The 13,466-nt window shown below is 62.0% G+C and carries 9 protein-coding genes; 6 read left to right on the top strand and 3 right to left on the bottom strand.

All coding sequences use genetic code 11. From position 1 onward, the window contains the following. Nucleotides 1-310 precede the first annotated feature (310 nt). The 6 genes from ACSQ2Z_RS01420 to ACSQ2Z_RS01395 all read left to right on the top strand — a co-directional run bounded on the left by ACSQ2Z_RS01420 (nt 311) and on the right by ACSQ2Z_RS01395 (nt 6,217). Nucleotides 311-997 (top strand): phosphoribosylanthranilate isomerase, encoded by a 687-nt coding sequence (locus tag ACSQ2Z_RS01420; RefSeq protein ID WP_436079564.1) that lies wholly within the window; start codon nt 311-313, stop codon nt 995-997. Then, the gene (gene trpB / locus ACSQ2Z_RS01415) at nt 994-2,214 is read left to right on the top strand and encodes a tryptophan synthase subunit beta (RefSeq protein WP_436079563.1); all 1,221 of its coding nucleotides are present in this window, start codon (nt 994-996) and stop codon (nt 2,212-2,214) included. The genes ACSQ2Z_RS01420 and trpB overlap by 4 nt, the downstream gene beginning before the upstream one ends. Before the next feature lie 4 nt (nt 2,215-2,218). Continuing rightward, the gene (gene trpA / locus ACSQ2Z_RS01410) at nt 2,219-3,058 is read left to right on the top strand and encodes a tryptophan synthase subunit alpha (protein ID WP_436079562.1); all 840 of its coding nucleotides are present in this window, start codon (nt 2,219-2,221) and stop codon (nt 3,056-3,058) included. Between the two features lie 50 nt (nt 3,059-3,108). After that, nucleotides 3,109-4,029, top strand: a complete 921-nt coding sequence (accD, locus tag ACSQ2Z_RS01405) for an acetyl-CoA carboxylase, carboxyltransferase subunit beta (RefSeq protein WP_436079561.1) — start codon at nt 3,109-3,111, stop codon at nt 4,027-4,029. Between the two features lie 111 nt (nt 4,030-4,140). Beyond that, nucleotides 4,141-5,484 carry a bifunctional folylpolyglutamate synthase/dihydrofolate synthase gene (locus tag ACSQ2Z_RS01400; protein WP_436079560.1) on the top strand — a complete coding sequence of 448 codons (1,344 nt, stop codon included), beginning with the start codon at nt 4,141-4,143 and terminating at the stop codon, nt 5,482-5,484. 133 nt (nt 5,485-5,617) lie between these two features. After that, nucleotides 5,618-6,217, top strand: a complete 600-nt coding sequence (locus tag ACSQ2Z_RS01395; RefSeq protein ID WP_436079559.1) for a GNAT family N-acetyltransferase — start codon at nt 5,618-5,620, stop codon at nt 6,215-6,217. A 96-nt stretch (nt 6,218-6,313) separates the two neighbouring features. Here the strand turns inward: ACSQ2Z_RS01395 and trxA are convergent, their stop codons facing one another. From trxA to addB, 3 genes are all read right to left on the bottom strand, one after another. Beyond that, nucleotides 6,314-6,637 carry a thioredoxin gene (trxA, locus tag ACSQ2Z_RS01390; RefSeq protein ID WP_349436520.1) on the bottom strand — a complete coding sequence of 108 codons (324 nt, stop codon included), beginning with the start codon at nt 6,635-6,637 and terminating at the stop codon, nt 6,314-6,316. Between the two features lie 87 nt (nt 6,638-6,724). Beyond that, a complete protein-coding gene (gene addA, locus ACSQ2Z_RS01385) occupies nt 6,725-10,291 on the bottom strand; it encodes a double-strand break repair helicase AddA (protein ID WP_436079558.1) in 3,567 nt (1,188 codons plus the stop codon). Continuing rightward, nucleotides 10,281-13,466, bottom strand: coding sequence for a double-strand break repair protein AddB (addB, locus tag ACSQ2Z_RS01380; protein ID WP_436079557.1), 3,186 nt, complete (start codon nt 13,464-13,466; stop codon nt 10,281-10,283). Before addB ends, addA begins: the two co-directional genes overlap by 11 nt.

The raw sequence follows: 13,466 nt of genomic DNA, 5'->3' as shown, positions 1-13,466 counted from the left end.
TACCCCAGCGCTTCCCTGATCTGCTCTCCATCTTGTATTGGCATAGACCGACCAGATCGCAGCCGGGAGCAAGCCGATCAGCGTGATCTGCAGGATCAGGCGGATGATCCCAGCGAACGGCTGACTGATGGAAAAAAACTGAAGCCAGGCAGGATGAGGGGAAGCAAGAGACGCATAGGATTCTCCATTCGTGTTCGATGGCGATAGGGGACCGTTTACCGCTATTCGCAATGGTTGAAGCATCATTGGCGCCGCAGTTCGATGTGTTTTAAGCTCGACTCGCGCGGCATTTCATGTCAGGTCGCTGTGCATGAAAACGGAAGTGAAAATTTGCGGGCTGAAGACTGCCGAGGCCGTGGATCGGGCCGTGACGCTCGGTGCGCGCCACACGGGTTTCATCTTCTTTCCGAAGAGCCCGCGCAACATCGAGCCCGACGATGCCGGTCGCCTCGCCGATCGCATTCGTGGCAAGGCGAAGATCGTCGCGGTGACGGTCGATGCGGACGGCGATCTGCTTGACGAGATCGTCTCGGCGCTGTCACCGGATATACTGCAGCTACATGGTAACGAAAGCCCCGAACGAGTCCTGACGGTCAAGGCCGTCTACGGGCTACCGGTCATGAAGGCGCTCTCCATTCGCGATGCCAACGATCTGAAACGCATCGAGCCCTATATCGGCATCGCCGACCGCTTCCTGTTCGATGCCAAGCCGCCGAAAGGCTCGGATCTGCCGGGCGGCAACGGCGTTTCTTTCGACTGGCGGCTGCTCGACGCGCTTGACGACAGCGTCGATTACATGCTTTCCGGTGGATTGAATGCGGACAATATCGGCGAGGCGCTGGCGCTCACGGGCGCAAAGGCCATCGATATCTCGTCCGGTGTCGAAAGCGCGCCGGGCGTCAAGGATCTGAAGCGCATGGAAGAGTTTTTCGACGCCGTTCTGCGCGCGGAAATGGCGATCGCCGGAAATAGAGCATTGGCAGGGAGAAACAAGTGAACGAAACGCCCAAACTGAATTCGTTTCGGTCGGGTCCCGACGAGGACGGCCGTTTCGGCATTTTCGGCGGCCGCTTCGTCGCCGAAACCCTGATGCCGTTGATCCTCGACCTGCAGGATGAGTGGAACAAGGCCAAGACCGATCCGCAATTCCAGGCGGAACTCAAACATCTCGGCGCCCACTATATCGGCCGGCCAAGCCCGCTTTATTTCGCCGAGCGCCTGACCGAGCATCTCGGCGGTGCCAAGATCTATTTCAAGCGGGAAGAGCTGAACCACACCGGTTCGCACAAGATCAACAATTGCATCGGCCAGATCCTGCTTGCCAAGCGCATGGGCAAGACCCGCATCATCGCCGAAACCGGCGCCGGACAGCATGGCGTCGCCTCGGCAACGGTTGCCGCGCGCTTCGGTCTCCCTTGCGTCGTCTACATGGGCGCCACTGACGTGGAGCGCCAGGCGCCGAATGTGTTTCGCATGAAGTTGCTCGGTGCCGAAGTGAAGCCGGTTACCGCCGGTTCCGGCACGCTGAAGGATGCGATGAACGAGGCTCTGCGCGACTGGGTTACCAATGTCGACAGTACCTATTACCTGATCGGCACGGCCGCCGGCCCACATCCCTATCCGGAACTTGTCCGCGATTTCCAGTCGGTGATCGGCACGGAAGCGCGCGAACAGATGCTGGAGGCCGAAGGCCGACTGCCTGACCTGGTCGTCGCAGCCGTCGGCGGCGGATCGAACGCCATCGGCATCTTCCATCCGTTCCTCGATGACGAATCCGTCAAGATGGTCGGCGTTGAGGCGGGCGGCAAGGGGCTGGAAGGTGACGAGCATTGCGCCTCGATCACGGCGGGTTCGCCCGGCGTGCTGCATGGCAACCGCACCTACCTCCTGCAGGATGGCGACGGGCAGATCAAGGAAGGCCACTCCATTTCGGCCGGCCTCGATTATCCCGGCATCGGCCCGGAACATTCCTGGCTCGCCGATGTCGGCCGTGTCGAATATGTGCCGATCATGGACCATGAGGCGCTGGAGGCATTCCAACTGCTGACGCGTCTCGAAGGCATCATCCCGGCGCTGGAACCGAGCCACGCGATCGCCGAAGTGATCAAGCGCGCGCCGAAGATGGGCAAGGACGAGATCATCCTGATGAACCTCTCCGGCCGCGGCGACAAGGACATCTTCACCGTCGGCAAGATTCTTGGAATGGGGTTATAAGAGCATGACCGCACGCATGGACAAACGATTTGCCGATCTTGCTGCCGAAGGCCGCCCGGCGCTCGTCACCTATTTCATGGGCGGAGACCCGGATTTCGAGACGTCGCTGGCAATCATGAAGGCCCTGCCTTCGGCCGGCTCCGACATCATCGAACTCGGCATGCCCTTTTCCGACCCGATGGCCGATGGCCCCGCGATCCAGCTCGCTGGCCAGCGTGCGTTAAAGGGCGGACAGACGCTGACAAAGACGCTGGAAATCGCCCGCCGTTTCCGTGCCGACGATCGAGACACGCCGATCGTGATGATGGGTTACTACAACCCGATCTACATCTATGGCGTCGAGCGCTTCCTCGATGATGCGCTGGAGGTGGGCATTGATGGCCTGATCGTCGTCGATCTGCCGCCGGAAATGGATGACGAGCTTTGCATCCCGGCGCTGAAGAAGGATATCAATTTCATCCGCTTGGCGACCCCGACCACCGACGACAAGCGGTTGCCGAAGGTTCTCGAAAACACCTCCGGTTTCGTCTACTACGTCTCGATGAACGGCATCACCGGTTCGGCCCTGCCGGATCCCTCGGTTGTCGGCGGCGCCGTGCAGCGGATCAAGAGCCACACGGATTTGCCGGTCTGCGTCGGTTTCGGCGTCAAGACGGCCGAACATGCGCGCGCCATCGGCGCGTCGGCTGACGGCGTGGTCGTCGGTACCGCCATCGTCAATCAGGTGGCATCAAGTCTGACCGAAGACGGGAAATCGACAGGGGCGACGGTGCCCGGCGTGGAAGCCCTGGTGCGTGGCCTTTCCGCCGGCGTTCGTTCTGCACGGCTTGTAGCGGCCGAATAATTGCCCACATTATGGGGCAGCACCGGTTTTAAATATTCAGGAGCTTGAATTTGAACTGGATCACGAATTACGTTCGACCGAAGATCAACTCGATGCTCGGCCGCCGGGAAGTTCCGGAAAATCTCTGGATCAAGTGCCCGGAGACCGGCGAGATGGTGTTCCACCGCGACCTCGAAGAGAACAAATGGGTCATCCCCGCCTCCGGCTTCCATATGAAGATGCCGGCTAAGGCGCGGTTGAAGGACTTGTTCGATGACGGCGTTTATGAAGCTCTGCCGCAGCCCAAGGTGGCGCAGGACCCGCTGAAGTTCCGTGATTCCAAGAAGTATGTCGATCGCCTGCGCGACAGCCGCGCGAAGACGGATATGGAAGACACGATTGTTGCCGGCGTTGGCCGCGTACAGGGCATGAAGCTCGTCGGTGTCGTGCATGAATTCAATTTCATGGGCGGTTCGCTCGGCATGGCGGCCGGCGAGGCGATCATCAAGGCCTTCGAAAAGGCGATCGCGGAAAAGTGCCCGCTGGTCATCTTTCCGGCATCGGGCGGCGCGCGCATGCAGGAAGGCATCCTGTCGCTGATGCAGCTACCGCGCACGACTGTCGCGGTGCAGATGCTCAAGGAAGCGGGTCTTCCCTATATCGTCGTGCTGACCAACCCGACCACCGGCGGCGTCACCGCGTCCTATGCGATGTTGGGCGACCTGCACCTTGCCGAACCCGGCGCAGAAATCTGCTTCGCCGGCAAACGCGTGATCGAACAGACCATCCGCGAGAAGCTGCCCGAGGGCTTCCAGACATCTGAATATCTGATGGAACACGGCATGGTCGACATGGTGGTCAAGCGCCACGACATTCCCGCGACGCTCGCCCGTGTCCTGAAAATACTGATGAAGAAGCCGATGGATGTTGCCAAGTTGAGTGGCAACACAGCTTTGGCCGCCCTGCCGATTGCGGCCTCGGCCAGCGTTTAAGGACGCCCCGCGTTCACCCGTGCGCAGGCGGATGTTGAGAATTTGAGATTGTAGCGTTCTCGGCTCGCTCGACAGCGTGCGGCGCTCCATCGGCGGTTTGCAGGAGCGGTGATGACGACAGCGCATGTCAGCGAGGCGGGACAGGAGATCGACAAGCTGCTGGCCCTTCATCCAAAGGGCTTTGATCTGTCGCTCGACAGGATCACGCGGCTGCTCGACGTGCTCGGCAATCCGCAGGACAGATTGCCGCCGATCATCCATGTCGCCGGCACCAACGGCAAGGGTTCCGTCACCGCCTTTTCGCGCGCCATCCTCGAAGCCGCCGGTCTGAGCGTCCACGTCCATACCTCGCCGCACCTCGTCAACTGGCACGAACGCTACCGCATCGGCAAAAAGGGCGGGCGCGGCGCGCTGGTCAGCGACGCCGTCCTGGCGGATGCGGTCCGGCGCGTGGCAGCGGCGAACAGCGGGCAGAAGATCACCGTTTTCGAAATCCTGACGGCCGTTACTTTCCTGCTCTTTGCCGAACATCCGGCAGATGTCGCGATCATCGAGGTCGGCCTCGGGGGCCGCTTCGATGCCACCAATGTCATCAAGAACCCGGCCGTTTCCGTCATCATGCCGATCTCGCTGGACCACCAGGCCTATCTCGGTGATCGGGTCGAACTGATCGCCGCGGAGAAGGCGGGTATCATGAAACCCGGCCGTCCGGTGGTGATCGGCCACCAGGAGGAAGACGCCGCGCGCGACCTGCTGGTCTCGACGGCCGAGCGGCTGCAATGCCCGGTTTCTGTCTATGGGCAAGATTTCATGGCGCACGAGGAATTCGGCCGGTTGATCTACCAGGACGAGTTCGGGCTTGCGGACCTGCCGCTGCCGCGCCTGCCCGGCCGCCATCAGCATGCCAATGCTGCCGCTGCTATCCGCGCGGTTAAGGCTGCCGGTTTCGATCTGACGGAGGGCGCGATGGAAGCCGGTCTGACCACTGTCGAATGGCCGGGCCGGCTCCAGCGCCTGAGCGGCGGCAAGCTTGTTTCCCTTGCGCCGAAGCGCGCCGAAATCTGGGTCGATGGCGGACACAATCCGGGTGCGGGACAAGTCATCGCCGAAACCATGGCCAATCTCGAGGAACGCGATCCCCGTCCGCTGTTTCTGATCATCGGAATGATCAACACCAAGGACCCGGTCGGTTACTTCAAGGCCTTCAAGGGGCTGGCCGAACAGGTCTTTACCGTGCCGATCCGCGGCTCGGATGCCGGGATCGACGCGGTGGCGCTCGCCGACGACGCAGGAGCCGCCGGCTTCGAGGCGACACCGCTCGAAACGGTGGCTGAGGCGCTGGCGACCATCACACATTTGTTTTCGGACGATCCGGCATCGCCGCGCATCCTGATTGGTGGGTCGCTTTATCTGGTTGGCGATGTGCTTGCCGACAACGGCACGCCGCCGAGATAATTTCAGGCGGGAAATCTTGTTGCGTGACGCTCGTCAAGGCCAACAGATTTTCGCAGAGGCGCGAAGTCCGATCGCCCATCGATGTTCCATTTTTTAACAAGGTACGCGAATGAACACGAATCCTGAATTGCCAATGGGCTATTCGCCGGTCCCGCCGGGCAAGATTGCCAACGCGGTCACTTTCCTAGAGATGCGCGTGCGGCCGGAGAATGCCACTATTGTGGGCGCTCCACTCGCTCTGGTGCGTCTGACCGCCGAAGATCTCCAGGACTACCGGCGGCTGTTTCGGCTGATCGGCGAGGACTGGATGTGGGTGTCTCGCCTTGAGATGGACGATGACGCGGTGCGGGCAATACTCTCCGATCCCGCTGTCGAGATGTATGCTCTGCAGGACGGGGAACGGCACATCGGCCTTCTGGAACTCGACTTTCGTGTGTCGGGTGAATGCGAGCTAGTCTTTTTCGGCTTGGCCAAGGACGCGATCGGCAAGGGCGTCGGGCGCTTTCTCATGAATGAGGCGATCGCCAAAGCATGGACCCAGCCGATTGATCGTTTCTGGCTCCACACGTGCAACTTCGATCATCCAGCTGCCTTTGCATTCTATCAGCGATCGGGATTTAGGCCCTACGCCCTGATGGTCGAGGTGCACGACGATCCACGCCTGACGGGTCTGCTGCCAAAGACTGCCGCGCCTCATGTCCCGCTGTTGGATATGCCGCGCTACGGCGTCTGACCAGGCTGCGCAGAAACCGCCTCAGCGGCGCCCGTGGCGCAAGCAAAAAAAAGCCCGGTCTCCCGGGCTTTTTCAATTACATTCCAAAATCAGGACTTAAGCGGCTGCGTTGGAAATCCAGGACGACAGCGCGGTCTTGGGAGCAGCGCCGACCTTGATGTCGGAGACTTCGCCGGCCTTGAACATGGCGAGCGTCGGAATGGAGCGAACGCCATATTGGGCGGCGATTTCCGGGTTCTCGTCGATGTTGACCTTGGCGACCTTCACCTTGCCGGCGAGTTCGTTGGAAATTTCTTCGAGGCTCGGGGCGATCATCTTGCAGGGGCCGCACCATTCGGCCCAGAAATCGACGATGACCGGCTCGGCGGCATTCAGCACTTCATCCTGAAAATTGGAGGTATCGACTTTTACGGTAGCCATAGGCTGCTCCTTGTTTCGAAATCGGCGTTCTTCGAACGGTTGGGCAAGATGTGATAGCGGAACGCATCTTTTTCAATGTTCGGTATCTCACTTCTTCGAGAGCTCCACAAGGCTCCTGTCCAGTATCTCCCGCGGCAAAGTCAGCACCGCCGGCCCCTCCGTGTAGATCAGCACGCATTGGAAGGCGTGATCCGGATAAAGTGGCGCGAGAAGCGCGCGGTAGATCGCCAGCTGAGCCCGATAGACGAAGGGCACATCCTCCGCCGAAGCGGGTACCTCCCGGTTGGTCTTGAAATCGGCGAGGATGACCGTCTTGCCGGAGACTGCTAGCCGGTCGATGCGGCCGGATACGGCGAAATCGCGCGCCCCAAGCTTCAACGTACCCATCACCGACACTTCCGCGCGGCTCGTCTCGGAAAACAGTGCGGTCAGTTCCGGACGGTCGATCACGCTCAAGACCGAAGCCGTCAGCGCCTGCCGCTCGCTTGCGGACCAGCGGGGCACGGAGCGCGCCAGGTAGCGCTCGGCGGCGGCGTGCCTTTCCCCGGGTGCGATCGACGGCAGCACCTGCAGGAACCGGTGCAGGATCGCGCCGCGCAGCAGCGACCGATTGGCGCCGCTTTTTTGCGAGAACAGCGCCGAACCGACAATGGCGCCGGATTCGTCCTCGTCGATCACGGCGCCTGCGCCGGAAGGGCTTAACGGACGGGGCAGATGTCGTTGCGGCGGCAAGGGCTTGAGAAGCGCTGCCGGCAAACCCGCCGGGCGGGTATCTGCAGCTTCCTTGCCAGCATCCTGCGTCTTCAGGTCGCGCGCGGCGGAGGAAGTTTGCCACGAATACCCCGTCCATTCCTGATTGCCTGCGGCGAAGGTCCGCGCCGTGCTGCGACCACGTTCGTCGCCGGACAGGCTGGTCGTGACCATGGCATGCCAGCTTTCGGGATTGGCCCGCTTGCCCTGATAGCCACAGACGATCAGCCGGTCGGCGGCCCGTGTCATGCCGACATAAAGAAGCCGGCGATATTCTTCTTCGGCTGCGGTCTTCAGCCGAGCGGTGTCCGCTTCGATCAAGGTGTTGGACGCGGCCCCCGGCGGCCGCCAGACGGGAAGCGGATTGTCAGTCTTGTGATCGTCCGGCTCGATCAGCCGAAGGCCGGACACGTGCTGCGAATTGAACGCCTTGCCACCACCATCGACCAGGAACACCACCGGCGCCTCCAGCCCCTTGGCGGCATGCACGGTCATGATGCGCACCTCATTGCGCTCCTTGTCCTGCTCGCGCTTGACCGTCGGTGCTTCCATTTCGAGACCGGAAATGAAGGCCTGCAGGCCCGGCAGCCCGTTTTTCTCGTGATCAAGCGCAAAGGTCAGGAATTCATCGAGAATGTCGCTGACTTCGGTTCCGAGCCGGCCGAGGAAAGCCGCGCGACCGCCGTCATGACCGAGGATACGGGCATAGAAATCATGGACAGGCAGAGTGCGCGACAATGCCCTATATCGCTGCAGCTTTTGCAGGGCTCCATTGTAGCGTGCCCCCTCGTCGACGCCGCATTCCTGCAGGCGCTGCCAGACGCTGACAGAAAGCGGGCGGTCGACTGCCAAATCGCGGACGTCGTCTTCGCTCAGATTGAACAACGGGCTTTTGAGCACGGCGGCGAGCGAAAGGTCGTCCTGCGGCAAGAGCACGAAGCGTCCGAGCGCCATCAGGTCCTGCACGGCGATATGGTTGGTGAGAACCAGCCGGTCGGCTCCGGCAACCGGAATGTTGCGGCGTGTTTTCAAAGCCCGGGTGAGAGCGTTGACGAAGGCATCGCGCTTGCGCACGAGAACGATGACGTCGCCCGGCTGCATCGGCCGCCTGACGCCTTTTTCGATCACCGTTTCCTTGCCGATCCAGTCGGCGAGCACGGCGGCGATACGTTGGGCAAGAATGTTAGCCGGCGCATCCTCGGGCGTCGCGTCGAACGCTGCGGTCCAGTCGTCCTCCTGAATGCTGTCTGCGGGCGCGATCGCATCCCAGACTTCGACCAGTCCCGGATGACCGATGCGGTTGGACGCATGCACGACCGCATCGCGCCGGGCGCTGAGGCCGCGAGCATGCAGCGGGTTTTCGAACACCGTATCGACGGCAGACAGGACGTCCTCGGTCGAGCGGAAGGAAAGCTGCAGCCGGATCGGGCTGAAGGCCCGGCCGCTGTCACGTACGCGCTTTTCCGTCTCGATGCTCTCGTCCGAGAAGCGCTCCGGTCGCGCGCCCTGGAAGGAGTAGATCGATTGCTTCTCGTCGCCGACGGCAAACATCGTCCGGTTGTTGCTGCGCGCTGTTTCGCCGGAGAAGAAATCCTTGGCCAGCGACTGGATGATGGTCCACTGCACGGGGCTCGTATCCTGCGCTTCATCGACCAGAATGTGGTCGATGCCCTGATCGAGCTTGTAGTGGACCCACGCGCTGACATCGCCGCGCGAAAGCAGCGCCGCGGTGCGGTTGATCAGATCGTCGAAATCCAGCTGGCTGCGGCTTTTCTTGATGTCCTCGTAGTCGCCGTTCAGCCGGTCGGCGAGAATGAGGGCTGCGTTCGTCGCCTCGAACATTTCAAGGAGACTGAGGCGGTCCATGGACGCGGCGACGTGTTCGCGCGCGGCAAGGACCAGCGGTTCAAGATCCGGTGCTTTGTCCCGGATCGGTTTCGATAGGAAGGCCGATTCTGCCCTCAACTTGCCGCTCTGTGTATAGAAAAGACCTCTGAGTGTATTGAAGCGTTGTAGCGGACCATTGAGTTTTGCAACGGCACGGAGGCCTTGGGCAAACTCCGCGACTTTCACCCCACCGACCGAAAACGCAATGCCGACATAGCGCTCCAGCGCCGCGCCGTTCAGTCCCTTCAGCGGCCAGAATCCGGCTATCGCTGTTTCAGACGTTTCGTTTGGCTCGAGACTCAGCGCCGATCGAAGCGCCGGATCAATGCCCCCCCTGCTGTCGGCATCCTCCAGAAATGCCTGGATCGCCGTGCGGTTTGCGACAATCGCAGACAGCAGCTTTTCAAGCCCGGTATCGTCGGCAAGATCGAGAACCGTTGCAAAAGCTTCTGTCAGTTCGCGGTCGTCCTCGCTTGCAGTTGCGGTCAAAAGTGCGCGGCGGGCATCGGCGAGCAGTGTCGCCGAAGCACGGTCGTCCAGTACCGAGAAATGGCCGGCGACATTTGCTTCCAGCGGAAACTGGTGCAGCAGCGCCTCGCAGAAGGCGTGTATCGTCTGGATCTTCAGCCCGCCCGGCGTTTCCAGTGCCCGGGCAAACAGGCGCCGCGCCTCATGGCGCTTAAACAGATCCGGCCGCTCGCCCTCGATCGCCGCAATCCGGTCATCCAGCGCCTCGTCATCTAGCGTCACCCATTCGGCCAATCGCTCGAAGACGCGGTTGGACATTTCCGACGCAGCAGCCTTGGTATAGGTCAGGCAGAGAATGGCAGATGGCCGGCAGCCGGATAAGAGAAGGCGGATAACGCGCTGCGTCAGCACATGCGTCTTGCCCGAGCCGGCATTGGCCGATACCCAGGCCGAACGGGCGGGATCGGAAGCAAGCGCCTGCTTAGAGGACGTCCAGTCGAGCCAGCCTTGAGGAGAGGGCTCGAGAGGACCGAAATGGTCATCCCTCATTGGCATCCTCCTCGCCTTCCGCCGTCGCCCATTCAGCGACACGGGCAAGATGGTCGTATTCGCCGCCGTAGTCGCGCTCTTTCTGCACGATCACGCGGGAGGCAAAACCGTATTTACCGTTCATCAGGGCGGTGAGGAGCCCCGTCAGTTCCTTCAGCGATTCGTCGGCCAGTTGATCAGCCGACTTGGTTTCGACATTGGTGCGCGACTTTGTATGCTCGTTGTTGACTTCGTGCACGGCAAATCGTTCGCCGGGTTTCAGGCGGACGTAGGCGAGCAATTGCGGATGCTGTGATCCGGCGGCTTTGAAGGCGCCGGCCTTCAGCGCGGCGGCTTCCAAGGCCAGTTGCGGATCAAGCAGCGCCCGCGCCTCGTTCACCGAAGGGTTGGAACCGGTCTTGTAGTCGATCAGAACGGCTCTGCCGCCGCCGAGAATGTCGATACGGTCGGCAATGCCGGTCAGCTTGATGTCGTGGACACCGATTTCCATCGAGGCATAGAGCTCGGTGTAGGACTTGCGAATATCGGCATATCGGGCGATCTCCCAATCGATGAAGGCCTTGCCGACGGCGGCAAAGCGCGGCCGCCAGACGATATCGATATGGGCGGGCAGGGCCTGTTCGTCGAAGACTTCGCTGATCAGCCGGCTCATTTCCGCCGCAGCTTCCGGCGAGGCAGGATCGAGACCGGCGCGGACGAAACGCTCGACGATCTTGTGATAGAGCGTGCCGCGCTCGGCCGCACCCGGATCGCGGTTGAAGGGATCGATCGGCTGCAGACGCAGGATTCGCTTGGCATAGACGGCATAGGGATCGCGCCTGAGCCGGGCGACTTCGCTGAAGGAATAGCTGCGGGGCTGCTGCTCCGGCAAAGGTTTCGGTTCCGGGCGCGTCGCCAGCGGTTGCATAACGCCCTGGTCGAGCAGGCCCGCCCAATGATGATAGTCCTTGCCATTCTCGCGCAGTTTCGCTGCGAAATCATGACCGCCGACGGCGAGAAGCCGTTGCAGCCAGCGCGAGGCGACAGTTGGCGTAGCGCCCTTGCGCATCGCCCGTGTCAGGACGAGCTTGCGCGTGCCGCAGGCCATCTGGAAATCGTGCGCCAGTTGCCCGATCCGTCGCTCCGGCGGCTCCAGGCCGATGGACGTTTTCATGGTGCGCGACAGGAATGGATCGTTGGACGTCTGTCCGGGCCACGTGCCCTCGTTCATGCCGCCGAGAACGACGAGATCGACGCTTTGCAGGCGCGATTCCAGAGCGCCGAAGATGAAGACACGGGGATGACGCATGGAGCGCGGCTTGATCGCCTCGCTCGCTGAAAGCGCCTCCATGATGTCGCTCCATTGTGGTCCACCGGCTGTCAGCTGACCGTCGGTATCGATGATGGAGCGCAGAAGCGTCGCCAGCGCTTCGCCGGCTTCACCCGACCACAGGCTGGCAAGACTGCCGTGTTCGTCGACGGCAACTGCCTCCAGCGCCACGCCGGTTTTTTCCGCCCATTCGGCAAGCGTCAGGGCGGCAGTCAGGCCGCGCCGACTTCTGTGGTGGCGCACCAGCGTTCCGGCCAGAGGTTCTATAGCGGCGGCAATGCGCCGGGCAAGATCGCGGGCCGGCTCGATCGCTGTGTCGTCGATCCGGCCTCGCCATTCCGGCAGATGTTTTCTGCCGGTCTCGCGCCGCAGCGCCTCATCGAGAAGGACCTCAAGTTCGGAGATATCGGCGTTACCGGTCCCGCCGCGCAGCGCCATCAGTTCCAGCGTCTCTGCCGCAGCATTCATGACATCGGCAGGCAGGCCAAAGCGCGCCAGCGGATGCTTCAACAGCGCTGTGATCGAGACCGGATCGCCTGGCCGCAGCGCGGCTTCGAGAAGCAGCCGCATCAGGCCGCCGGGGTCGGTGGCCGAAAGCGGCGTGCCGGCCGAATCATCGGCCGCGATGCCAAAACGCAGGAGCTCTGCCGCCACTCGGCGGGCAAGGTCGCGGTCGGGCGTGATCAGTGCGGCCTGGGTTTCCTCGCTGCCGTGGAGCGCTAGCCGAAGCGCGATGGCGATCGCTGTCGCCTCCTCACGCTCGTTGGCGGTTTCGATCAACGCTGCATCCGCAAAGGCCGCCGTAAGCCGGCCCTGATCGACGGTGGCACGAAAAGCTGTCCAGCTGCTCGTTGCCTGCACCGGCAAGAGCGCGTGGGACATCATCTCCGCGCGATAATCGAGGTCTGCCTGCACGGCGCCGAGCGGCTGGACGTCGCTGCGGCTGATGTCCATGCGCTTCAGCAACCGGACGAATCCGTATTGCGGATGGCTGCGGCTGGCCGGATCACCGGTGAGTTTCGCTGTTTCCGGCGCGATCGTCGTCCATTGCGCATCGCTCATCGTCTGGTCAAGCCCCGGCAGCACGATGGTGCCGTTCGGCAGTTTCTGCACAGCGGCGATCAGCTTGGCCGTTGCGGGGATGGAGCCGGTGGATCCGGCAATGATGATGGGGCCGGTCACCTTGCCGGCGGCAATGCGCTGCGTCTCGGCCTCGAGGATGGCGTTGCGGTGCCGGGCGGGCGACGATTGCTTGAGTTCCTCCAGCCGTGCCGGCCAGTAGGTGCGGGCGATTTTGAGGAATTCGAGGGTCAGCTGCCACCACAGCGCATGATCGTTTGCATCGAGATTGTCGAGCGCCTCCCAATCCAGCTCCTCGGTTTCCATCGCGTCGATGATCTCGCAGAGATTGCGGGCGAGCCAGATCGCGTCGGCAGGGCTTGCAGGGGCTATCAGCGGACTTTCTGCGTGCACGTCCACCACGGCCTTCGGCAGTTGGTTGCGCCAGGCGAGGATGAGACGGCCAAGCTCGATCAAACGGGCAGTATTCGGCAAAGGCGGTGCCAGATCGAGGATCGCCGGGATTTCCGCATCGAAGAACCCACTGTCGTCGTCGGTTTCGCCCAGTGCCCGGATCATCGGCAGGATGGCCGAGCGGCCGCCGAGGCAATCGACCAGTTCCGAGCGCAGTACACGCGCCGAGCGGCGGGTCGGCACGAAGATCGTGATACCGGCAAGGGCCAGCGGATCGGCTTCCGCATAGCGGAAACCGGGCACCAGTTCACCCGAACACAGTTTTTCGACCAACGTCTTCAGGAAGGGAAGACCGGGCGGAATGGTGAAAACGTTGGAAAGAGTTTCCGTCAC

It is taken from the genome of Pararhizobium sp. LjRoot235, from assembly GCF_964254145.1.
In the GTDB taxonomy this organism is placed as follows: domain Bacteria; phylum Pseudomonadota; class Alphaproteobacteria; order Rhizobiales; family Rhizobiaceae; genus Pararhizobium.
This window is presented reverse-complemented; position numbering and strand designations above follow the sequence as displayed.